This is a genomic window from Fusicatenibacter sp., assembly GCF_977045365.1.
In genome coordinates this window covers 73,923-97,512 of sequence record NZ_CDRRUH010000002.1, presented here as the reverse complement: position 1 = coordinate 97,512, position 23,590 = coordinate 73,923, and the positions used below count along the sequence as shown (strand labels likewise).

Below are 23,590 nucleotides of genomic sequence, written 5' to 3'. Positions count from 1 at the left end.
TTAGGTGATAAATCAAAAAGACTTAAGAAGAAAGGAAGATAAGAAAATGGGTACAATTATTGGTGATGGTATTACCTTCGATGATGTGCTTCTGGTTCCGCAGTATTCTGAAGTAACCCCAAACATGGTAGATCTGACTACGCATCTGACCAAGAAGATCAAACTGAACATCCCGATGATGAGCGCCGGCATGGATACGGTTACAGAACACCGTATGGCAATTGCCATGGCACGTCAGGGAGGAATCGGTATTATTCACAAGAATATGTCGATTGAGCAGCAGGCAGAAGAAGTAGACAAAGTAAAACGTTCTGAGAACGGTGTTATCACCGATCCGTTCTATCTGTCTCCGGAGCACACCCTGGAAGATGCCAATAATCTGATGGCAAAATTCCGTATTTCCGGTGTCCCGATTACCGAGAACGGAAAACTGGTTGGTATTATTACAAACCGTGATCTGAAGTTTGAAACTGATTTCACCAAGAAAATCAAAGAGTCCATGACCAGCGAAAACCTGATCACTGCAAAAGTAGGCGTTACGCTGGACGAGGCAAAAGCAATCCTTGCAAAATCCAGAAAAGAAAAACTTCCGATTGTCGATGACGATTTCAACCTCAAAGGTCTGATCACCATCAAAGATATCGAGAAAACCATCAAGTACCCATTGTCCGCCAAGGATGAGCAGGGACGTCTGCTCTGCGGTGCCGCAGTCGGCATCACGGCAAACGTGCTCGATCGTGTCGATGCGCTGGTAAAAGCACACGTAGACGTGATCGTCATCGACTCCGCTCACGGACATTCCGCAAATATCTTCAAAACACTTCGTCTCATCAAAGAGCATTATCCGGATCTGCAGGTAATCGCCGGAAACGTGGCAACCGCAGAGGCAACAAGAGACCTGATCGCAGCCGGAGCAGACGCTGTTAAAGTCGGTATCGGACCTGGTTCTATCTGTACGACCCGTGTCGTTGCAGGTATCGGTGTACCGCAGATCACAGCCGTTATGGACTGCTATGAAGAGGCAAAGAAGACAGGCACTCCGATCATCGCCGACGGCGGTATCAAGTACTCCGGAGACATGACAAAGGCTATCGCAGCCGGTGCTAATGTCTGCATGATGGGAAGCATCTTCGCAGGATGCGATGAGAGCCCGGGAGATTTCGAACTGTTCCAGGGAAGAAAATACAAAGTATACCGTGGAATGGGATCCATCGCAGCGATGGAGAACGGAAGCAAAGACCGTTACTTCCAGACCGGTGCCAAGAAACTGGTTCCGGAAGGCGTGGAAGGCCGTGTGGCATACAAAGGCCTCGTAGAGGACACTGTATTCCAGCTGATCGGCGGACTTCGTTCCGGTATGGGCTACTGCGGAGCGAAAGATGTTGAGACCTTAAAGGAGACCGGAAAATTCGTGAAGATTTCCGCAGCATCCTTAAAAGAGTCCCATCCGCATGATATCCACATCACCAAAGAGGCTCCGAACTACAGCGTGGATGATAAATAAGAATAAAAAGTCGCAAAAGGCAGAAGGGGGAAAGGGCAGAAACTTTTCAGCTTCTGCCTTTTCAAATGAGGGGGCGTTTATTTGCGGCGGGGAGAGAACATATGGCACAGAAGAGACGGGAAAAAATGACAAGAAAACAGAGGCAGCGCCAGCTTCACCGCAGAATGTTTCTGACGGGAGTTCTGGTGGTGCTGATCTGCGTCGGCATTTACAGCGGCATCTGCCGTGTGGCAAAAACGGCCCCGGCGATGAGCGATGCAGCGGCAGATGGCAGCGATACGAATACGGCAAGTGATATCACGGCTGTTGACTATTCCGGTTCTGATTATGAGGACAACGATATCACCGACTGGACCGGTGCTCCGCCGATTGATGTTGAGCTTCTGACGCCGAACAGCTGGTCCAGACCGCAGACGAGGCTGAAAAAGGTGGACGGCATCGTTATTCACTACACCGCAAACCCGGGAAGCACGGCGATGCAGAACCGTGATTACTTTGAAAACCTGCCTGAGACGCAGGAGGCGCAGGCCAGCAGCCATTTCGTCGTCGGCATCGAGGGAGAAGTCGTTCAGTGTATCCCGACGAGTGAATGGTCGTATGCATCGAACCAGCGTAATTTCGATACGATCTCGATTGAATGCTGCCACCCGGATGACAGCGGTGAATTTACCGATGAGACATACAATTCTGTGGTCCAGCTCGCCGGTTTCTTATGCAGGCGGTTCAATCTGACTTCGGACGATGTGATCCGTCACTATGATGTAACCGAAAAGCTCTGCCCTCTGTACTACGTGGAGCATGAGGATGCCTGGATTCAGATGAAGGCAGATATTCAGGCGTATGCGGATTCACTTTCCTAAGAGCTGTTTTTAAGAAAAATGAAAAAATCCCCGTTGGGAAAATCAGTTTCAGGAGAAATGATTTTTCCAACGGGGATTTTTCTGTTATCCAATATTTTTAGTAATAGTAACGCCGTCTGCGCCGCTTTCTTTTTTTTGTATTTCCGCCGAGTGCAATCCAGCAGAACAGCCGTACAAACGTGATGCCGAAGAGAACGCCGATGCTGTCGATGCCGACGTCCTTTACCGACGGGCCGCGGTTGGCGACCATCGTCTGGTGGAACTCATCGCTCGCGGCAAAGGCGACACAGAGGATGCCGGCAAGAAACGTGAGCGCGAAGCCGCGCAGGCCGTAGACGTAGAGCGGAAGCGAAACACAGATGGCAAGCAGACAGTACTCTGTCATATGAGCCAGCTTCCGCACCGGGTACTGATACTCGTCAGCCAGTTCCTGGATCTTCTCATCATCCCATCCGCGGTCCATGACGTGGTCGATTGTGATGAAAATGCCGCGCGCCACCTTTTCACTGAGCTGTGAGGATTCCGTTCCGTTCTGGGAAGAGAAGGAGAAAATCATCGATATCATCAGAATCGCCGGGATGAAGGAAAACGGTTTTAACAGTGCAATTACAATTCGATTCATAAAATACCTCCAGTAAAACAAAGCAGGTCAGATCGGAAATTTTTTATGCGGTATGCTCTCGGATTCTGGCAATCGCAGAAAAGATCAGGAATGCCAGCAGGTTCACGATTACGACCGTCGCTCCGGCAGGGGAGGACAGGAAAAACGAGAGGGACATGCCAAGAAGGAAGCACACCACCGAGAGAACCGCGGAGCAGATCACCACGCTCTGGAAGGTATGGCAGAGACGCATCGAGGTCAGTGCCGGGAAAATCAGCAGGCTGGAGATCAGAAGCGCGCCCATCATGCGCATGCCGAGTACAGTTGTGATGGCAGTTAAGAAAGCCAGCAGCATGTTGTAAACTTCGGCACGGACACCCGTTGCCTTGGCAAATGTCTCATCGAAGGTGACGGCAAAAATACGGTTGTAGTACAGGACAAACAGGATCAGAACCACAATCGAAAGAACGACAGAGAGCACAACGTCCTCATCGCTCATCGCGAGGATGCTTCCGAACATGTAGTTGTTGACATCGGTGTTCATGCCGCTGGACCACGAAACGGTGATGACGCCGATCGCAAGCGCAGAGCTCGAAATCAGGCCGATGGCGGCATCTCCCTTGATCTTGCTGGATTCGTTCATGCGGAGCAGTAAAAAGGCGGCAAGCACGACGACAGGGATTGTGAAGGCAAGCGGAGCGAAGCCGAGTGCCGTTGCAATCGCAAGAGAGCCGAATCCTACATGGGAGAGGCCGTCGCCGATCATGGAGTAGCGCTTTAACACGAGGCTGACGCCAAGCAGTGCAGCGCACAATGAGACGAGAATACCGACCACGAGGGCACGCTGCATAAACGGATAAGAAAGCATTTTCAGCAGATTCGAAATCATAAGTCAGCACCTCCTAAAAACTGTTTTCCCGCCTCGGTTTTCAGATACTCGTCCGTCGGACCGAAGAAGACCTGCTTCTGGTCGAGCTGGAGAATGTGCGTTGCGTCCGGCAGAATATTGCGGATATCGTGAGAAACCATGATGATCGTGACGTTCTGCTCGCGGTTGATGCGGCGGATGAGCTGGTACATTTCATTTGTCATGACCGGGTCAAGGCCGGTGACCGGCTCGTCGAGGAGCAGCAGTTTTTTCGTGGCACATAACGCCCGTGCAAGAAGTACGCGCTGCTGCTGGCCGCCGGAGAGATCGCGGTAGCACCGTTTCTTTAATGGAAGGAGGTCAAGAAGCTCCATATTGCGGAGCGCGTCCTCTTTGTCCGCCTTTGTGTAGAAGGGCGGAAAATGCGGATGGTTCTGCCGGCCGGACAGCACGACTTCCCAGACGCTCGCCGGGAAATCCTTCTGTGCTGCGGTCTGCTGCGGCAGATAGCCGATCTCGCTCGGGTGAAGACCGTCACCGGTTGTGATCGAGCCGGTGGACGGATTTTTTAAGTGAAGCAGTCCCTTGACCAGGGTACTTTTACCGGAACCGTTCTCGCCCACAATACAGAGGTAGGAGCCGGCTTCCAGGGTAAAGTTGACATCGGTCAGGACCGGGATGCCCTCGTAGGAGAAGGTGACATCACTGCAGGTAAGTAGAGCCATTAGTTCAGAGCCTCCTTTAAGGCGGCGACGTTCTGTTCCATCAGGGAAAGATACGTGGCGCCGTTTTCGAAATCATCTTTGGATACATTGTGACAGGAGTGAAGCAGCAGCTTTTTCGCGCCGGTCGCCTCACAGATGCAGTCTGTCATTTTTTCATTGGACAGCTCGGTGTGGAAGACGACAGGAATCTGTTCTTCTTTGATCTTGTCAATTAAAAAAGAAAGTGTTTTGGCGCTCGCCTCGGATTCCGAGGAGCAGCCGGGGAACGCCGCGTAGTAGTCGAGACCGTAGGCATCCGCGAAATAGCGGAACGGGAAACGGTCGCCGAAAACGATCGTATGGCGGCTGGCGTTTGTGATGACATCGGAAAATTCCTCATCGAGGGAGGTAAGCGAAGCGAGGTACGAAGCAGTGTTTGCCTGATAGTCGTCCGCATTTTCCGGGTCGAGGCGGCAGAGTGCATCGCAGAGCTTCTGGACAATCCGCATTGCATTTTTCGGCGAGGTCCAGACGTGCTCATCCTGCTCGCCGTGGGATTCGTCTTCGTCGTGGTGTTCATCCTCGTGGTCCGCATCCTCGTCCTCATGGTCGTGCGCGTGGCCGTGAGTCTCCATTCCCTCGACGGTTTCCTCGGCAACGGTGTCAACGCAGTCCATCAGTGTGACGACTTCCTTGTTCGAGGTATCAACGGAATTGAGAATGGTTTCTACCCAGGCATCGGAATCGCCGCCGACGTAGACGAAGAGATCGCATTCGGAAACCGTGATCATATCGCCTGGTGTCGGTTCAAATGAGTGGCTTTCCGCGCCCGGGGAAAGCAGCATGTGGAGATCGAGGTGATCGCCGCCGATGGCACGCAGAAAATCGTACTGCGGAAAAATGGTTGCCACGGCGGAGAGCTTTTCGTTCTCTGTGGAATCCGCCGTCTCCTTTGCCGAACCCGCGCAGCCCGTCAGAAGAAGGAGCGCAGGAAGGAGGAGAAAGCGTAAATGTTTTCTGAAAAAAAACGTCATGATACTCCTTTCTGAAAGAAGATACGAAAGCGCTGTGAAAACGCTCCGCATCGAAACGTTCCGTAACAAATGCCGCAGGAGTGGGAAGCGGCAGACGGAGAGTGTAACCCTCCGAAAAAAGATCAGTTACCATCATATAGCAGGGGTGATTCATTTGTCAAGGAAAGACACAAAAAGCTGCGTCCGCCAGGAACGGGGAAGCAGCTTTTTGCAGATATTTGATATGTTTTGTGAAACCGGATTATGATACCCGGCGGAACTGTGCCTGATAGAGCTGGTAGTACGCGCCCTGTTTTGCCATCAGTTCGTCGTGGGTTCCCTGCTCGAAAATCTTTCCGTGGTCGATCACGAAAATCCGGTCCGCATTTTTAATAGTAGAAAGACGGTGCGCAATGATGAACGAGGTACGGCCCTTCAACAGGCTTTCGATTCCCTGCTGCACCTGAATTTCTGTCTGTGTGTCGATGCTGGACGTCGCTTCGTCGAGGATCAGGATTCTCGGATCAGAGACCATCGTTCTGGCGAAGGCGAGGAGCTGGCGCTGGCCGTTCGAAAGACGGGCACCGCGCTCACTGATTTCGGTGTCATAGCCGTCCGGCAGTTCCATGATAAAGTCATGGGCATGAACCGCTTTTGCAGCGGCAATGATTTCTTCCTCTGTGGCATCGAGCTTTCCGTACGCAATGTTGTCGCGGATCGTGCCGGAGAAGAGGAAGTTGTCCTGCGTCATCACACCCATCTGTGCGCGCAGGCTGTTGATGGAGACGTCCGTCAGGCTGTGGCCGTCGACGCGGACCGTTCCCGAGGTAATGTTGTAGAAACGGCTGATCAGATTGACGATCGTTGTCTTTCCGGCGCCGGTCGGGCCGACGAGTGCGATCGTCTCGCCAGGAGCCGCTGTAAAGCTGACATCCTTTAATACCAGCGTGTCCGGATCATCGGAGTAGGCAAAGCTGACATGGTCAAATGTAACCTCTCCTTTGATCGGCGGCAGTTCGGTGACGCCAGGCTTGTCGGCAACCTCCGCCGGTGTGTCGAGGATCTCAAAGATTCGCTCCGCAGCGGAAAGGTTCGTAATCAGCTTGTTGTAAAAGCCGGCCAGGTTCTGGATCGGATCCCAGAACATCGTCAGATACATCGCAAATGCCGTGAAGGTACCGATCGGAACGGCATCCACGCCGAGCACGGAAATACCGATAAAATACAGAAGAAACGTTCCGATGCCCCAGGTCACCTCGATCACAGCGGAAAAACCATCTGCCAGGCGGACCGCATGGATAAAGGAGTTCTGATGCTCAAGAAGAAGCCGGTCAAACTCGCCCTGCGATTCCTGCTCCGCGGTAAAGCTCTTGATGATGCGGATACCGGAGAAGTCCTCGTGGATATACGCCGTAACATTGGAAGATTTTTTCCGGAACGTCTGCCATCTCTTGTGTGCGACGATCTGAATAAAATACATGCCGATAGCGATCAGCGGCAGCACGAGAATCGCACTTAAGGAGAGCCAGATGTTTTTAATCATCATGATCACCAGAATGGCGATGATCGTGAGAATGTTCGGAATCAGCTTTGTGACACCGTCGTTCAGCACATCTTTTAACGAGTTGACATCGCCGATGATGCGCGCCAGAATCTTTCCGGCCGGGCGGGTATCGAAAAAGCTGAAGCTTAAGGTCTGGATATGCGTGTAGAGCTCGTCACGGATTTCCAGAAGAATGTTGTTAGTGATGCGCGCCATCAGAAGCATCCGCAGGCGGACACCGGCCGCGTAAACCAGGTTGATCACAACCATGAATACGCAGAGGGCAACAAGCCCGCGCCAGTCTTTCTGCGCAATATTGACGTCGATGGCGTACTCCAGGAGCAGCGGGTTCACAGTGGAAATCGCGATGGTAACGGCGAGAACCACGAGAACGACGGCAACCTGGCGTTTATAATTTTTTAAGTAGGAGAAGAGGCGGCGGATGGTCGCGCTCTTTAAGACCTCTTTCTGCTCTTCATCTACTTTACTGGAATTGATAGCCATAATCGTATTGTTCCTCTCTTAACGGGTAAGTAAATACAGAAGTTGTCGGGTAACAGATTAAATGGAATTAAGCATTGGCAGGAAGTGCCTGCTCGAGGGCTGCCTTTGCTTTATGGTAATCACCGTACTGAGCCTCCCAGGTGGAGTAGTACAGGCCTTTCTGTGCCATCAGACTCTCATGCGTGCCGCGCTCGGCGATGCATCCGTGATCGAGATACAGGATCTCATCGGCACTCTGCACCGAAGAAATGCGGTGGGCAATGATGATCTTGGAAACATCTTTTTTCTCGGCGAGATGGCTCTGGATTTCGTATTCGGTTTCCATATCGAGCGCTGAGGTGGAATCATCCAGTACGAGGATCGGAGCCTGTTTTGCCAGGGCGCGTGCGATGGAAAGACGCTGCTTCTGGCCGCCGGAAAGTCCCATGCCGCGCTCGCCGATGACCGTTTCGTACTGATCGGAAAGATGGTCGACGAACTCGGAAGCACACGCAGCGGAGACAGCGTTATGTACCTCCTCGGATTTCATCGTGCTGCGGCTGCCGAGGCGGACATTCTCAGAAATGGTATCTGAGAACAGGAAGACGTCCTGCATGACGACGGAAGAAGTATCGCGCACGGTGCGCAGCGGCAGGGTGCGGATGTCGTGGCCGTCGAGACAGATGGAACCGTCGGTGACATCGTAAAAACGCTCGAGCAGATTGACGATGGTTGTTTTTCCGGAACCCGTCATACCCATGATGCCGAGTGTGTGGCCCTGTTTTAAGGTAAAGTCGATATCCTGCAGAATCGGTGTGTCATGCAGGGAGAAATCGACGTGATGGAATTCCAGGTCGCCCGGAAGTTTTGAAAGTTCCACCGGATGTTCCGGCTCTGCGATCTGTGGATCCTCTGCGAGAATTTTGTTCAGCTTCTTGTTGGAAGCGATCGCAGAAGCGAAGCAGTTGCCGAGCCAGCCGACGTTTTCGATCGGCCAGGTGATCTTGGAGGTGTACTCCATAAAGGCCGTTAAAACACCGAGCGTAATGCGTCCGTGGATGACACCGTAGCCGCCCGCGAGAAGGACGAGCACGCGCATCAGCTTCGTAAGAAACGAGATGGCGGGATCGTATTTCATCAGGACGCGCGCCTGATCCATGTTGAGATCGCAGTATTTCTGATTGTGTTTCCGGAATTTTTTGATCTCATACGGCTCCCGTGCAAAGGATTTGACGGTGCGGACACCGGCGAGATTTTCCTGTGCAACGGTATTCATGACGGCGTTTTCCTCGCTGATCGCATCGTAGACGCGGTCGAGTTCTTTTTCGAGGCGGATTGCAATGCCTGCGACGAAAGGAAGGATCGCCACGGAGACGAGTGTCAGCGGCAGATCCAGTTTGACCATGCTGACCATTGCCATCACGATACAGATCAGGCCTTCTAAGATCAGCATGCCGGCAAAGCCGAGGATATCCCAGATCCGGTCAACGTCGTCGCGCACGCGGGCGAGGAGTTCGCCGGTATTGTTTTTGTCAAAGTATTCCACCGAAAGACGCTGGACGTGGCGGAACAGGTTGCCCCTCATCTGGCTGGCGACGCGGACGCTGCTGACATCGAATAAAAATTCTTTGATGTATTGAAACAGGGCTTTTGCGGCACCGATCAGAAGAAAGGCGGCAAGGTATTTCCAGAGCAGTTCCATTTTGCGGCCGACCAGCACGTCATCCACGATGTGCAGCGTGACAAGCGGCGCGAGCATATCGAGAAAGACACTTAAGGCCATGGAACCAAAAGCGAAAACATAGTAGTACCAGTTCTGGAGCAGGTACTTACCGATTGGATTTTTCTTCATGAATGTTAAAACCTCCTCATTGATGTCGTTTGGGTGTCTGGCAGAACATAGGCTTTCAAAAGCTCCGTAAGTGTGGGAACGGAACAACGGGAAACGAAAGCGAAGGCTGCGTTTGTATATAAAAGAAGGGAATCGATGCGGTAAGAAGACCGCGGAATCTGCCTGCCGGAAACGGAGCGAAGCCGGAAAGAACGGTTTCGTACTGTTTATAGCAATAAAAAAAGCCGCAGTATCGACGTACCGCGCCTTCTGTGCGAAATAGCAGGCATAAAGAATGCATAAAGATTTGTTATGCAGATTTAATGCTTACAAAGAATTTCGAAAGAAGGGCAGCCACCTGGTTTGATCGCCATACGAAGTTTATTCTGTTTTACGCTGGATGCATAAATAAGATTGATCATAAGTGGTGTTCTCCTTTCGTGATTTTTTCTGCCGCATCTGATCGAACACGACAGCTTATGATTCTAAGCTACTCCTGTTTTCCGGATTTGTCAATTGTTATTTTCAAAAATTAAAAAATAAAAGCTGCAAAAGGTATGAAAATTGCGAATTTGGGTAGCTGTTTTGGGGAATATGAGATATAATAAATGAGAGTATAAGCGGAAAAATCACAAGATAATATGTGAAACGAGGGGACGAAAGAATGGAAAAAATAATTGCAGGCCTGGTGCAGATGGATTCCGGGCCGGATATGAATGAAAATATGCGTATGGCCGAGCAGTATGTGCGGGAGGCGGCGGAACAGGGAGCGAAGCTGATTCTTTTCCCGGAGACCGCAGAATACACGGGAGCAGACATGCCGGGCCACGCAAGTGCAGTGCCGGGCTACGTCAGCCGCCGGTTTTCCAGCCTTGCCAAACGGTACGGTGTCTATCTGCACTGCGGCAGCATGACGGTGCGGCGCCATCCGGGGCGTCCGTCCAACACGTCGTTCCTGTTCGGACCAGATGGAGAAACGATTGCAGAATACAGCAAAATACATATGTTTGACGTAAATATTCCGGGCAGCGTCTCTTACGAAGAATCACGTGAGATCTGCCCGGGAAATGAAATTATTCTTGCGGACACGGCGCTTGGCCTGTTCGGCATGAGCATCTGCTACGATATCCGCTTTCCGGAACAGTACCGGCTGATGGCATCCTCCGGAGCAGATGCATTTCTGATAGCGGCGGATTTTACGAAAGCAACGGGAGAGCGCCACTGGGAAGCACTGCTGCGCACGCGCGCTATTGAAAACGGATGCTACGTGCTCGCCGCCAACCAGTGCGGCCAGAAAGCGCGGTTTGAGGCGTACGGCCATTCCATGATCATTGCGCCGGACGGCGAAATTCTTGCGGAGGCGGATGATACCCCGCAGGTACTCATCGCAGAGCTGGACCCGGAAGTGCTGGAGCGGACAAGAAATGAAATCCCGTCTCTGGAAAACAGGAGAGACGATCTTTACCGCGTAAGCTCGGAAAACGTACGGATTTATGAAGAATAAAAATGCAGGGAGGAAATAAGAAGATGGATCAGTTTATACAGTATACCCCGACGGAAGTCGTGTTCGGAAAAGAGACGGAAAACCAGGCAGGCGCTGAGGTAAAGAAATGGGGCGGCACAAAGGTGCTCGTCGTTTACGGAGGCGGAAGTGCGAAACGGAGCGGTCTTCTGGACCGAGTGGAAGCATCTCTTGCAAAAGAGGGCCTTGCCTTTGAAGAGCTTGGCGGCGTAAAACCGAACCCGAGACTTGCCCTTGCCGAGGAGGGTGTGAAAAAAGCAGTGGAAATGCAGGCAGACTTTATTCTTGCCGTCGGCGGCGGAAGCTCGATTGACACCGCAAAAGCCGTTGCGCATGGAGCTGCAAATCCGGAGGAGGCACTCTGGGATATCTGGACAAAAAAAGTACCGCTGACAAAATCTCTCCCGGTGGGAGCAGTTCTGACCATTCCGGCAGCCGGAAGCGAGATGAGCGATTCAGCAGTTCTGACAAACGAGGCAATCGGCAAAAAGGCCGGCATCAACACGCCGTTCAACCGCTGCAAATTTGCCATCATGAACCCGGAGCTGGCAGCAACCCTGCCGAAATACCAGATTGCCTGCGGAGTAACCGACATCATGATGCACACGATGGAGCGCTATTTCATTCCGGAGAGCCAGTGCGAGATGACGGACGAGATCGCAGAGGGACTCCTCCGTACCGTAATCAAAAACGGACCGAAGGTTCTGGAAAACCCATCCGATTACAATGCGATGGCGGAAATCATGTGGTGCGGAAGCCTGTCACACAATGGACTGACGGAGTGCGGACGCGGCAAAGATTTTTCGGTACATAAATTCGGCCATGCGTTAAGTGCAAAATACGATGTAGCACACGGCGCATCCCTGGCGGCAGTCTGGGGTGCCTGGGCGAAATACCAGTACGATGAGGAGTCGGTTCTCTGGCGGTTTGCACGGTTTGCTGAAAAGGTATGGGGTATCACAGAAGGAAGCGATCACAAACGGGCAACGGAAGGCATTGAGCGCACAGTAGCGTTCTTCCATTCGCTCGGCATGCCGACCTCCCTGCATGAGCTTGATATCCCGAACCCGTCGGATGAGGATCTGCGTGCCCTTTCCATGGATGCAACACAGCAGGACACTGTAAAACTGTCCCGCATCCGCAAGCTGGGCGCACAGGAAGTATATGAGATTTACCAGATGGCGCGATAAAAGGAAGGAGGAAAACCAGATGGCAAAAAAGAAAATCGCAGCACTGCTGATCGCAGCGGCCGTTGCGGCAGGAGGCTGGGCGCTTCCGGCAAGGGTAAGCGCAGCAGAAAATGACGGCACGGCCGTAACCTGGCAGCAGGATGAGACGGAAAGTTCCGAGCAGAATTCGGATGAGGAAGCGGCAGTACAGGAGCAGGGCGGTACTTCGGAAAACGAGACGCCGGCGGTTACGATTCCGGGTGAGGATAATGAACAGGAGCCGGAAGAAAAACTTCCGGCCGGCTGGGTGAAACAGGAGGACGGAAGCTGGAAATACAGAAAAGAAGACGGCACGATGGCCGCCAGCGAGTGGATCACCCATCTGAACCGGAGATATTATCTGAATGCAGACGAAATCATGTGCACGGGTCTTTCGATGGTCGACGGAAAGCTCTATTATTTTGAGAGCTGGGGCGGAGCCGGATACAAAGGCTGGAAAAAAGTCGGCGGGGCATGGTACTATCTGAACGAGGACGGAAGCGTCAAAACGAATGAATGGTTCGTTCACGACAAGAGAACATACCATGTAGATGAAAACGGTGTGATGAGCACCGGACTGCAGAAGATTGACGGAACGCTCTACTACTTCGAGAGCTGGGGCGGAGCCGGATTCCAGGGCTGGAAAAAAGTCGGCGGAACATGGTACTATCTGAATGAGGACGGAAGCCTCAGAACGAATCAGTGGTTTGTGCATGATAAGAGAACGTACCATGTAGACGCAGACGGTGTGATGAGTACCGGCTGGCAGACGATTGACGGCGTTGATTATTACTTTGAAAGCTGGGGCGGCATGCGCGTGAACGCCTGGGCGGCCAAGGGCAGTGACTGGTATTACATGGACAGCAACGGAACGAAAAAAGGGGAAGGCTGGCTGCTGTATGACAAGAACTGGTATTATCTGAGGCAGGACGGCAAAATGATGCACAGTGAATGGCTGTGGTATGATAATAACTGGTATTACCTGCGGAGCTGGGGCGGCATGTATAAGAGCCAGTGGGTAACGATCAAAGGCGCAACGTATTACTTCAGGAGCTGGGGCGGTATTTACAAGAACGGCTGGCAGGAAGTGGACGGAAAAACGTATTACTTCCGAAGCTGGGGAGGCATCTATAAGGATACCTACATCGACGGCTATTACGTTGATAAAAACGGTGTCCGCCGGAACAGCAAAAATATCTGCGTGGCAATCGACGCAGGACACCAGAGAAGAGGAAACAGCGAGAAAGAGCCGATCGGACCGGGATCATCGACCTATAAGGCGAAGGTTGCTTCCGGAACATGCGGTGTGGCAACCGGCATCAATGAGTATGAGCTGAACCTTGCGGTATCCTTAAAGGTACGCGATATCCTTGAGGAGCGCGGCTACGATGTTTACATGATCCGCGAGACGCACGACGTCAATATCAGCAACTCCGAGCGTGCAAAACTTGCCGCGCAGAACGGAGCAGACATTCTCGTGCGTGTACACGCGAACGGCGATTCGAACCAGTCGGTTTACGGAGCACTCACGATGGCACCGAGCAGCAGAAATACGTACCTTTCCGGTGATGTGATCAGCAAGAGCCAGAAGCTCTCCCAGAAGATGATCGCAGCATTCTGCAAAGACACCGGCGCGAAGAACCGCGATGTGATTTACACCGACTCCATGAGCGGCATCAACTGGAGCACCATTCCGGTCACGATCATTGAGCTTGGCTTCATGAGCAATCCTTCCGAGGACCGCCTGATGGCAACCGAGGATTACCGAAACAAGATGGCACAGGGAATTGCGGACGGAATCGACGCATATTACGAATAATCAAAATTGGTCCACTGGACCAATTATTGATATGCCTGGCAACAAAGGGACCTGCCTGAAATGGGCGGGTCCTTTTTGTATACAAAAAAAGAAAGCGGAGCGAGTCCGCTTTCTTTTGGGAATCCATAGGATCAGATCTTATTTGTTGTTGTTTTTCTCCAGCTCCTGCATCTTCATTGCACGAACCTTCAGCGGCAGACCGAACAGTGTGATGAATCCGTCTGCATCGTGGTGATCATAGAGATCGCCGGTGGTGAAGGAAGCAAGAGATTCATTGTACAGGCTGTACGGAGAAGACTCGCCGGCTTTGATGATGTTGCCTTTGAACAGTTTGAATTTTACTTCGCCTGTTACGTATTTCTGGGTTACATCAACGAATGCCTGGATTGCCTCGCGCAGAGGAGTGTACCATTTTCCTTCGTAAACAACCTCAGCAAGCAGGTTTCCGAGATCTTTCTTTGTTTTCAGGGTCTCACGGTCGAGAATCAGCTCCTCTAACTGCTCATGTGCAGCCATCAGGATGGTTCCGCCAGGAGTCTCATAAACACCGCGGGATTTCATGCCGACAACACGGTTCTCAACGATATCAACAATACCGATGCCGTGTTTTCCGCCCAGCTTGTTCAGCTCGGTGATGATTTCAGAAACTTTCATTTCTTTTCCGTTTAAGGTCTTCGGAACGCCGGCCTCAAAGGTCATGGTTACGTACTCGCCTTCGTCCGGAGCTTTTTCCGGAGGAGTGGTCAGTACGAGAAGATCGTCGTAGTTCGGCTCGTTGGACGGATCCTCAAGCTCAAGTCCCTCATGGCTGATGTGCCACAGGTTACGGTCACGGCTGTAGCTGTGGTTTGCATCAAACGGAAGGTCGATGCCGTGTGCTTTACAGTAATCCAGCTCGTCTTCACGGGACTGCATGGTCCATACATCGGTCATTCTCCAAGGAGCGATTACTTTGATATCCGGAGCAAGGGCTTTGATGCCGAGCTCGAAACGGATCTGGTCATTTCCTTTACCGGTAGCACCGTGGCAGATGGCAACAGCACCTTCTTTTCTTGCGATCTCAACGAGTTTCTTTGCGATAACCGGACGTGCCATGGAAGTACCGAGCAGGTATTTGTTCTCATAAACAGCGCCTGCTTTTACGCACGGCATGATGAAGTCTTCACTGAACTCGTCGATAACGTTTTCAATATATAATTTGGAAGCGCCGGAAAGTTTTGCTCTCTCATCGAGGCCAACCAGCTCGTTTCCCTGGCCGCAGTCGATGCAGCAGCAGATTACTTCGTAGTCAAAGGTCTCTTTCAGCCACGGGATAATGGCAGTAGTATCAAGTCCGCCGGAATAGGCAAGTACAACTTTTTCTTTCATAATGTAAGATCCTCCTTGGATTTCTCGTGCACCTATATGCGCGGTGCATCGTCAATGACTAAAATATACATCATACGACAGGATTATGCAAGCTTTTTTTCAGAAATTCAAAAAAAACTTGCATAATATACATTTGAGGTGTATACTTATGCAATCGACGGTATATGACAGCAGAAAACAAAGATTTTTCATTGAAAAAAGAAAATAATTGAGCTATCATAAAGAGAAAAGAAAAAATGTCCGGCAAGACAAGAAAACGGGCGAAAGAAAAAAGGAGAAAAAGGTATGATCAGAGCAGGAATTATCGGTTCTACAGGATATGCAGGAGGCGAGCTGGTGCGTATTCTCCTGGGACACAAAGATGTGGAGATTAAATGGTATGGTTCCAGAAGCTATATCGATAAGAAATATGCGTCGGTTTACCAGAATATGTTTCAGTTAGTAGACGATGTCTGCAAGGACGACAACATGGAGCAGCTTGCAAAGGAAGTAGACGTCATTTTTACAGCAACTCCGCAGGGACTCTGTGCTTCCCTGGTAAATGATGAAATTCTTTCGAAAGTAAAGGTCATCGACCTGAGCGCCGATTTCCGTATTAAAGATGTAAAAACGTATGAAGAGTGGTACAAGATCGAACACAAATCCCCGCAGTATATCGACGAGGCGGTTTACGGACTGTGCGAGATCAACCGTGAGAAAGTAAAACAGGCGCGCATCGTGGCAAACCCGGGATGCTATCCGACCTGCTCGACTCTTTCGATTTATCCTTTATTAAAGGAAGATCTCATTGATGGCAACACCATCATTATCGATGCAAAATCCGGAACTTCCGGAGCAGGAAGAGGAGCGAAAGTGGACAACCTCTACTGTGAGGTCAATGAAAACATCAAGGCATACGGCGTTGCCGGCCACCGCCACACACCGGAGATCGAGGAGCAGCTTTCCTATGCAGCCGGCTACCCGATCACCCTGAACTTCACCCCGCATCTTGTTCCGATGAACCGCGGCATTCTCGTAACGGCATATGCATCCCTGAAAAAAGATGTGACTTACGAAGAGGTTAAAGCCGTTTACGATAAGTATTATGCCAACGAGCAGTTTGTACGTGTTCTCGATAAGGATGTCTGCCCGCAGACGAAATGGGTTGAGGGAAGCAACTATGTGGATGTCAACTTCAAGATCGATCCGAGAACGAAACGAATCATCATGATGGGTGCGATGGACAACCTGGTCAAAGGCGCAGCAGGACAGGCGGTACAGAATATGAACCTGATGTTCGGCCTGCCGGAAAACGAAGGCCTGTGCATGCCGCCGATGTTCCCGTAAAAAAGACAGAAGCAGACAACAGACGGAATTTACGAAAAGCGAGGATAAAAGAATGAAAAAGATTGAAGGAGGCATCACTGCTGCAAAAGGTTTTCAGGCAGCAGGCGGCGCAGCAGGAATTAAAAAACAGGGCGTAAAGGATATGGCACTTGTCTACAGCGAGGTACCGTGCGTAGCAGCAGGAACCTTTACTACAAACATCGTAAAAGCAGCTCCGGTCAAATGGGACCAGGAGATTGTATACAACCATCCAACCGCACAGGCAATCGTCTGCAACAGCGGAATCGCCAACGCATGCACCGGCGAGGAGGGCTATGGCTACTGCAGAAAAACCGCAGAGGCAGCATCAGCGGCACTTTCCATTCCAGAGGACTCCGTTCTCGTTGCATCGACCGGTGTTATCGGAAAACAGATCCCGATCGATAAGATCGCAGCCGGCGTGGAAATGCTGAAACCGCAGCTTGCAGCTACAAGAGAAGCCGCAGCTACAGCAGCACAGGCGATCATGACAACCGACACCGAGCCGAAGGAAGTTGCTGTTCAGATCGAACTCGGCGGAAAAACCGTAACGATCGGCGGCATGTGCAAGGGCTCCGGCATGATCCATCCGAATATGTGCACCATGCTGAGCTTTGTGGCAACCGATGCCAATATTTCGAAAGAGATGCTGCAGAAAGCACTGAGCGAAGTTGTACCGGATACCTACAATATGGTTTCCGTAGACGGCGATACTTCCACCAACGATACCGTTCTTCTTCTGGCAAACGGCCTTGCCGGAAACCCGGAAATTACCGAAGAAAATGAGGACTACAAGATCTTTAAAGAAGCACTCTTTGAGGTTAATAAAACACAGGCGATGCATATCGCAGGCGACGGCGAGGGAGCAACCGCGCTGTTTGAAGTGACCATTCAGGGAGCCGAGAGCAAGGAGCAGGCCGTGACACTGGCAAAGTCCGTCATTACATCGAGTCTGACGAAAGCGGCGATCTTCGGCCACGACGCAAACTGGGGAAGAATCCTCTGCGCCATGGGTTACTCCGGAGCAAAATTCGATCCGGAAAATGTAGATCTCTATTTTGAGAGTGCAGCCGGAAAAATGCAGATTATTACGAAAGGTGTTGCCGTTGACTACAGCGAGGAGGAGGCAACGAAGATCCTCTCCGAGCAGAAGGTAACTGCGATTGCTGACATCCACATGGGAGAAGCGACAGCAACGGCATGGGGCTGCGACCTGACCTACGATTACGTAAAAATCAACGCAGATTATCGTTCCTGACCGGATCCGGAACAGACACGGGAAAAGAGCATAAGAGGAGAAAAAAATCATGGTGAATCAGATGTATCTGGACAAAGCAAATGTGCTGATCGAGGCACTTCCTTATATTCAGCGGTTCAACCGCAAAATCATTGTCATCAAATACGGCGGAAGCGCAATGGTGGATGAAGAGTTAAAGAGAAACGTCATCCAGGACGTGGTTCTTCTGAAACTGGTCGGCTTCAAACCGATCATCGTACACGGCGGCGGAAAGGAAATCAGCCGCTGGGTCGGAAAAGTCGGCATGGAACCGAAGTTCGTTAACGGCCTTCGTGTAACGGATGCCGATACGATGGAAGTCGCAGAGATGGTGCTGAATAAGGTCAACAAAGAGCTTGTCACCATGATTCAGTCACTCGGAGTCAATGCTGTCGGCATCAGCGGAAAAGACGGCGGACTCTTAAATGTAGAGAAGAAGCTGTCCAAGGGCGAGGATATCGGCTTCGTTGGAAATATCAAGAACGTAAGCCCGAAGGTGCTGTACGATCTTCTGGAGAACGACTTCCTTCCGGTTGTCTGCCCGGTAGGCATGGATGATGATTTCAATACTTACAATATCAACGCAGACGACGCGGCATGCGCCATCGCTGAGGCGTTAAATGCAGAAAAACTGGCATTCCTGACCGATATCGAGGGTGTCTACAAAGATCCGAAGGATCCGGAGAGCCTGATTTCCGAGCTACACGTACAGGAAGCAAGAGATCTCATCACAAACGGAAATGTCGGCGGCGGCATGATTCCAAAGCTGCAGGGCTGCATCGATGCGATCGAGAACGGCGTATCCAGAGTCCACATCATGGACGGAAGAATCCCGCACTGCCTGCTGCTTGAGATCTTTACGAACAAAGGAATTGGTACGGCGATTTTAGGGGAAAACAAGGAGAAATTCAATTATGAAGACAAATGAGTATATGGAACAGACCGAGCAGTACGTGCTCCACACCTATAACCGGTTCCCGCTCGTGATCGACCACGGCGAGGGCGTTCATCTGTATGACACCGACGGAAAAGCATATCTGGACTTTGCGGCAGGTATCGCGGTATATGCGCTCGGCTACAGCAATGACGATTACAAAAAAGCAGTGAAAGACCAGGTGGACAAAGTCATCCACGTTTCCAACCTGTTCTACAATGTACCGATGGGCTCCGCAGCAGAAAAGCTCGCGAAGGCATCCGGCATGGATAAAGTATTCTTTACAAACAGCGGTACGGAGTCGATCGAGGGAGCCATCAAAGTAGCGAGAAAATATGCTTACTTAAAAGACGGCAGCAACGATCACGAAATCATCGCGATGAACCATTCCTTCCACGGAAGAAGCCTTGGAGCGCTTTCTGTAACAGGAAATACGCATTATCAGGATCCGTTCAAACCGCTGATCGGCGGCATTAAATTTGCGGATTTTAATGATCTGGAGAGCGTAAAGGCACAGATTACCGACAAGACATGTGCGATCATCATGGAGACTGTACAGGGCGAGGGCGGTATCTATCCGGCAACGAAAGAATTTTTACAGGGCGTGCGCGATCTGTGTGACGAGCACGACATTCTGCTGATCCTCGATGAGATCCAGTGCGGCATGGGAAGAACAGGAAAGCTGTTCGCATGGCAGGATTACGGCGTACAGCCGGATGTCATGACGTGTGCAAAAGCACTTGGCTGCGGCGTTCCGGTCGGCGCCTTCGTGCTGAATAAAAAGACGGCAGAGCATTCGCTCGTTCCGGGAGACCACGGAACGACATACGGCGGAAACCCGCTGGCCTGCGCGGCTGTCAATGCTGTATTTGACTGCTATGAGAAACAGCATGTCGTAGAGCATGTAGCAGAGACGGCTCCGTATCTGGAGAAAAAGCTGGACGAGCTGGTGGAAAAATATGACTGCCTCGCAGCACGCCGTGGAAAAGGCTTTATGCAGGGCCTTGTCGTAACGGGCCGTCCGGTCGGAGAAGTCATCAACCGCGCGATTGAGAACGGACTTCTTGTGATTTCCGCCGGAAGCGACGTTCTTCGTATGGTACCGCCGCTTGTGATTACGAAAGATGACATCGATGAGATGATTGAAAAACTGGAGAAAGCATTACAGTAATGTGAAATAGACAGCCGTCTGGTTTCCTGTGCAGGAGACCGGGCGGCTGTTTTCCTGCTGTCCCTGAGTTCTGTATAAAAACGGGGAAAAAAGGAATAGTATAAAATGTACTCCGGGAGTACATAAAAAAACAGCAGGAGGAAAAATCAATGGCGGGAATTTTAACAGCGCTGCTTTCCGGCGCACTGATGAGTATTCAGGGCGTTTTCAACACAGAGGTGACGAAACAGACGAGTACATGGCTGGCGGCCGGCTGGGTGCAGATCAGTGCGTTTGCCGTCTGTCTTGCGGCATGGTGCATCAACGGGAGGGAGCCCATCGGGGATCTGTTCCGCGTAAAGCCGTGGTATCTGCTGCTTGGCGGGGCAATTGGCGCGTTTATCACGATCACGGTTATCTGGAGCATGGCAGGGCTCGGCCCGGCGAAGGCGGCGATGCTGATCGTCATTTCCCAGCTCGCAGCGGCGTGGCTGATTGAACTGTTCGGCCTTTTCGGTATGGAAAAAACGGATTTCACCGTGCGCAAGCTGCTCGGCATGGCAGTGGCAGTTGTGGGAATTGTAGTGTTTCAGTGGGAATAACGATTAAGATTTCTACTTGTATTTTTATGGTTTCTCCGATACAATAGAAACGTAGTTATGCGTACACAAGGGACCCTTGCGCGTCAGATGCGAAGCGGAAGGGAGTACACAGCATGAAATTGAAAAAACAGCAGAACAGAGGCAGAAAACATGCAAAAATACTGGCGGCGATGCTGGTTTTTTTGCTCTGCGGATGCAACCACAGGGATACAGAATACAAACTGTCAGATAGCACAGGCGGGAGCACGGCGGAAACCGTTTCCGAAAATCAGAAGGAAGTGGATGAGGAGCAGACGGTTTCCGGAAAAAGCGCCGGAGAAACCACGGGCATTCCGGAAAAAGGTGAGGCGCAGGAGGCAGCACCGGAAGAAACGGTGCAGGTTTATATCTGCGGTGCGGTCGTTTCCCCCGGCGTCTACACGCTGCCGGGCGGAAGCCGCGTAGTGCAGGCTGTGGAAGCGGCAGGCGGATTTCTGCCGGATGCTGAAGAAAAAATCCTCAATCTTGCACGGAAAATCGAAGACGGAGAGCAGATCACCGTCTGGACGCGCGAGGAGGCAGAAAACATGGAAATCACGGAAACGCCGCAGCAGAATACGGGCGGCACGGAGCAGGCTTCCGGTTCCGGCAAAGTCAACCTGAACACGGCCGGAAAAGAAGAACTGATGACACTCTCCGGCATCGGAGAGAGCCGTGCAGATGCCATCATCGCCTACCGCGAAGCAAACGGCCCGTTTGGTTCGATTGAGGAGATTATGAACATTGAGGGCATCAAGGAAAAGATGTTTGAAAAGATAAGGGGTTCTATCGAGGTTTAGAACAAGAAGGAGAAGAAATGGCAAAGAAAGTTCTTGTAGTTGATGATGAAAAACTGATCGTAAAAGGAATCCGCTTCAGCCTGGAGCAGGACGGCATGGAGGTTGACTGCGCATACGACGGCGAGGAAGCACTCTCCATGGCAAAAGAAAAAGAATACGATATGATCCTTCTGGATCTGATGCTGCCAAAGCTGGACGGTCTGTCCGTCTGCCAGCAGATCCGTGAATTTTCCAACGTTCCGATCGTCATGCTGACCGCAAAGGGCGAGGACATGGACAAAATCCTGGGACTGGAATACGGCGCAGATGATTACATCACAAAGCCGTTCAACATTCTGGAAGTAAAAGCACGCATCAAGGCCATCATGCGCCGTGCGGCCCGCCAGGAGCCAAAAGAAGAGAAAGCAAAAGTCGTACAGGTGAAAGACCTGCGGATCGACTGCGAGGGCAGAAGAGTCTTCATCGGAGACCGCGAGATCAATCTGACTGCGAAGGAGTTCGATGTGCTCGAGCTTCTCGTCTTCAATCCGAACAAGGTGTACAGCAGAGAGAACCTGCTGAACATTGTCTGGGGCTATGAGTACCCGGGCGACGTGCGCACCGTAGATGTACATATCCGCCGTCTGCGCGAAAAGATCGAGAAAAATCCAAGTGAACCGAAGTACGTTCACACAAAGTGGGGAGTTGGTTACTATTTCCAGGCTTAAAATCAAAGAAAAATGGAAGTTTCTGCGGAGTCTGCGCTTCCGCATCACGGTGATTCTTGTGATCATCGGCATTGTACCGTGTGTGATCCTTGAGAAGAGCATCGTAAACAGCTATGAGGACCGTGCGGTATCGGTGCGCAGCATTACCGTAAAAAATCAGTGCGATATTATCTGCAACCAGCTCATCCAGCAGAATTACATGGAAGATCCTGGATCGGATGTCATCAACGGACAGCTCAGTATGCTGACGAATATCTACGGCGGCAGAATCCTGATTATCGACCAGGATTTCCGCGTCATCAAAGATACGTACGATATGGACCGCGGAAAGACGATTATCTCGCAGGAGGTCATCCAGAGCTTTCAGGGCAAGGAGACGAGCCAGTACGACCAGAAAAACAACTATCTGGAAATGACGGTGCGGATTCAGAATACCGAGACGAAGGAGACGCTCGGCGTTATGCTCGTCAGCATTTCGACGGATGAGATCCGTGCGAATATGAAAATTCTGGAGACGAAGGGAATGACGATTCTTTCGATCATTGCGCTTCTCGTGCTGGTCTTTGGCTATCTGCTCGCGGGCATTCTGATGAAGCCGTTCCAGAAGGTCACCCGTTCCATCGAGGACATCACCGATGGTTATCTCGACGAAAGCATTTCTGTTCCGGATTACCTCGAGACAGAGCTGATCACGGACGCATTCAACAAGATGCTGACCCGCGTCCGCACGCTCGACGATTCCCGCCAGGAATTTGTTTCGAACGTCTCGCATGAGTTAAAGACGCCGCTTGCGTCCATGAAGGTTCTGGCGGATTCGCTGAACGGGCAGGAGGGCGTTCCGGTGGAACTTTATCAGGAGTTCATGCAGGATATTACCTCGGAGATCGACCGCGAAAACCAGATTATTACCGACCTTTTGTCGCTGGTCAAGATGGATAAAAAGGTGGCAGACCTCAATATCACCCAGGTCAATATCAACGAGCTGTTAGAGCAGCTGCTGAAGCGGCTTCATCCGATTGCCGCACAGAAAAATGTGGAGCTCATTCTCGACAGCTTCCGCCCGGTCAATGCGGAGGTGGATGCGACGAAGCTCTCGCTGGCGTTCTCGAACCTGATCGAAAACGGCATCAAGTACAACAACGAGAATGGATGGGTGCGTGTATCCTTAAATGCGGATCACAAATATTTCTACGTGACGGTGGCAGACTCCGGCATCGGCATTCCGGAGGAGTCGATTGCGCATATCTTCGAGCGTTTCTACCGCGTGGACAAGTCCCACTCGCGGGAAATCGGCGGAACCGGCCTTGGCCTTGCGATTGCGCGGAGCGCGATTGTCATGCACCGGGGAGCGATCCGTGTATACAGCAAAGAAAACGAGGGAACGACATTTTCCGTGCGGATTCCTCTGAATTACGTGATGTAGGAGGTGGCGCAC

Annotated in this window: 20 protein-coding genes; 13 read left to right on the top strand and 7 right to left on the bottom strand. The window is 51.4% G+C overall.

What is annotated here, in order from left to right:
• Positions 1–46 precede the first annotated feature (46 nt).
• Both guaB and ACY2VW_RS01220 read left to right on the top strand, forming a co-directional pair.
• Positions 47–1,504 carry an IMP dehydrogenase gene (guaB, locus tag ACY2VW_RS01225; RefSeq protein ID WP_022462189.1) on the top strand — a complete coding sequence of 486 codons (1,458 nt, stop codon included), beginning with the start codon at positions 47–49 and terminating at the stop codon, positions 1,502–1,504.
• A 101-nt stretch (positions 1,505–1,605) separates the two neighbouring features.
• Positions 1,606–2,364 (top strand): peptidoglycan recognition protein family protein, encoded by a 759-nt coding sequence (locus ACY2VW_RS01220; protein ID WP_461876725.1) that lies wholly within the window; start codon positions 1,606–1,608, stop codon positions 2,362–2,364.
• A gap of 97 nt (positions 2,365–2,461) precedes the next feature.
• Here the strand turns inward: ACY2VW_RS01220 and ACY2VW_RS01215 are convergent, their stop codons facing one another.
• The 6 genes from ACY2VW_RS01215 to ACY2VW_RS01190 all read right to left on the bottom strand — a co-directional run bounded on the left by ACY2VW_RS01215 (position 2,462) and on the right by ACY2VW_RS01190 (position 9,428).
• The gene (locus ACY2VW_RS01215) at positions 2,462–2,986 is read right to left on the bottom strand and encodes a VanZ family protein (RefSeq protein ID WP_461876724.1); all 525 of its coding nucleotides are present in this window, start codon (positions 2,984–2,986) and stop codon (positions 2,462–2,464) included.
• Positions 2,987–3,029: 43 nt separating this feature from the next.
• The gene (locus ACY2VW_RS01210) at positions 3,030–3,854 is read right to left on the bottom strand and encodes a metal ABC transporter permease (protein ID WP_173828156.1); all 825 of its coding nucleotides are present in this window, start codon (positions 3,852–3,854) and stop codon (positions 3,030–3,032) included.
• A complete protein-coding gene (locus ACY2VW_RS01205; protein WP_461876723.1) occupies positions 3,851–4,558 on the bottom strand; it encodes a metal ABC transporter ATP-binding protein in 708 nt (235 codons plus the stop codon). Before ACY2VW_RS01205 ends, ACY2VW_RS01210 begins: the two co-directional genes overlap by 4 nt.
• The gene (locus tag ACY2VW_RS01200) at positions 4,558–5,571 is read right to left on the bottom strand and encodes a metal ABC transporter substrate-binding protein (protein WP_461876721.1); all 1,014 of its coding nucleotides are present in this window, start codon (positions 5,569–5,571) and stop codon (positions 4,558–4,560) included. Before ACY2VW_RS01200 ends, ACY2VW_RS01205 begins: the two co-directional genes overlap by 1 nt.
• A 241-nt stretch (positions 5,572–5,812) precedes the next feature.
• Positions 5,813–7,597 carry an ABC transporter ATP-binding protein gene (locus ACY2VW_RS01195; protein ID WP_119198209.1) on the bottom strand — a complete coding sequence of 595 codons (1,785 nt, stop codon included), beginning with the start codon at positions 7,595–7,597 and terminating at the stop codon, positions 5,813–5,815.
• A gap of 67 nt (positions 7,598–7,664) precedes the next feature.
• Positions 7,665–9,428, bottom strand: coding sequence for an ABC transporter ATP-binding protein (locus ACY2VW_RS01190; protein ID WP_461876720.1), 1,764 nt, complete (start codon positions 9,426–9,428; stop codon positions 7,665–7,667).
• A 643-nt stretch (positions 9,429–10,071) separates the two neighbouring features.
• On the opposite strand from ACY2VW_RS01190, the gene ACY2VW_RS01185 reads away from it, so the two are divergent.
• The 3 genes from ACY2VW_RS01185 to ACY2VW_RS01175 are packed head-to-tail and all read left to right on the top strand — an operon-like array spanning position 10,072 to position 13,956.
• The gene (locus tag ACY2VW_RS01185) at positions 10,072–10,911 is read left to right on the top strand and encodes a carbon-nitrogen hydrolase family protein (protein WP_461876719.1); all 840 of its coding nucleotides are present in this window, start codon (positions 10,072–10,074) and stop codon (positions 10,909–10,911) included.
• A 23-nt stretch (positions 10,912–10,934) separates the two neighbouring features.
• Complete coding sequence (locus ACY2VW_RS01180; RefSeq protein ID WP_173859193.1) at positions 10,935–12,119, top strand: iron-containing alcohol dehydrogenase; 1,185 nt, start codon at positions 10,935–10,937, stop codon at positions 12,117–12,119.
• A 19-nt stretch (positions 12,120–12,138) separates the two neighbouring features.
• Positions 12,139–13,956, top strand: coding sequence for an N-acetylmuramoyl-L-alanine amidase (locus tag ACY2VW_RS01175; RefSeq protein WP_461876718.1), 1,818 nt, complete (start codon positions 12,139–12,141; stop codon positions 13,954–13,956).
• A gap of 138 nt (positions 13,957–14,094) precedes the next feature.
• On the opposite strand, the gene ACY2VW_RS01170 is transcribed toward ACY2VW_RS01175, so the two are convergent.
• Positions 14,095–15,327 (bottom strand): argininosuccinate synthase, encoded by a 1,233-nt coding sequence (locus ACY2VW_RS01170; RefSeq protein WP_461873739.1) that lies wholly within the window; start codon positions 15,325–15,327, stop codon positions 14,095–14,097.
• Between the two features lie 282 nt (positions 15,328–15,609).
• Between ACY2VW_RS01170 and argC the strand changes: the two genes are divergently transcribed.
• From argC to ACY2VW_RS01130, 8 genes are all read left to right on the top strand, one after another.
• Positions 15,610–16,650, top strand: a complete 1,041-nt coding sequence (gene argC / locus ACY2VW_RS01165; RefSeq protein WP_022462202.1) for an N-acetyl-gamma-glutamyl-phosphate reductase — start codon at positions 15,610–15,612, stop codon at positions 16,648–16,650.
• 52 nt (positions 16,651–16,702) lie between these two features.
• The gene (gene argJ / locus ACY2VW_RS01160) at positions 16,703–17,926 is read left to right on the top strand and encodes a bifunctional glutamate N-acetyltransferase/amino-acid acetyltransferase ArgJ (protein WP_461873655.1); all 1,224 of its coding nucleotides are present in this window, start codon (positions 16,703–16,705) and stop codon (positions 17,924–17,926) included.
• Between the two features lie 49 nt (positions 17,927–17,975).
• Entirely contained in the window at positions 17,976–18,872 is an 897-nt protein-coding gene (argB, locus tag ACY2VW_RS01155; protein WP_461876717.1) for an acetylglutamate kinase, read from the top strand.
• A complete protein-coding gene (locus ACY2VW_RS01150; RefSeq protein ID WP_461876716.1) occupies positions 18,859–20,049 on the top strand; it encodes an aspartate aminotransferase family protein in 1,191 nt (396 codons plus the stop codon). The genes argB and ACY2VW_RS01150 overlap by 14 nt, the downstream gene beginning before the upstream one ends.
• Before the next feature lie 149 nt (positions 20,050–20,198).
• Positions 20,199–20,630 (top strand): DMT family transporter, encoded by a 432-nt coding sequence (locus ACY2VW_RS01145; protein ID WP_461873657.1) that lies wholly within the window; start codon positions 20,199–20,201, stop codon positions 20,628–20,630.
• A 113-nt stretch (positions 20,631–20,743) separates the two neighbouring features.
• Positions 20,744–21,448 carry a helix-hairpin-helix domain-containing protein gene (locus ACY2VW_RS01140; protein ID WP_461873658.1) on the top strand — a complete coding sequence of 235 codons (705 nt, stop codon included), beginning with the start codon at positions 20,744–20,746 and terminating at the stop codon, positions 21,446–21,448.
• Positions 21,449–21,465: 17 nt separating this feature from the next.
• Complete coding sequence (locus ACY2VW_RS01135) at positions 21,466–22,155, top strand: response regulator transcription factor (RefSeq protein WP_055218609.1); 690 nt, start codon at positions 21,466–21,468, stop codon at positions 22,153–22,155.
• Positions 22,100–23,578 carry a sensor histidine kinase gene (locus ACY2VW_RS01130; protein ID WP_461876714.1) on the top strand — a complete coding sequence of 493 codons (1,479 nt, stop codon included), beginning with the start codon at positions 22,100–22,102 and terminating at the stop codon, positions 23,576–23,578. The genes ACY2VW_RS01135 and ACY2VW_RS01130 overlap by 56 nt, the downstream gene beginning before the upstream one ends.
• The last annotated feature ends 12 nt before the right edge of the window (positions 23,579–23,590 follow it).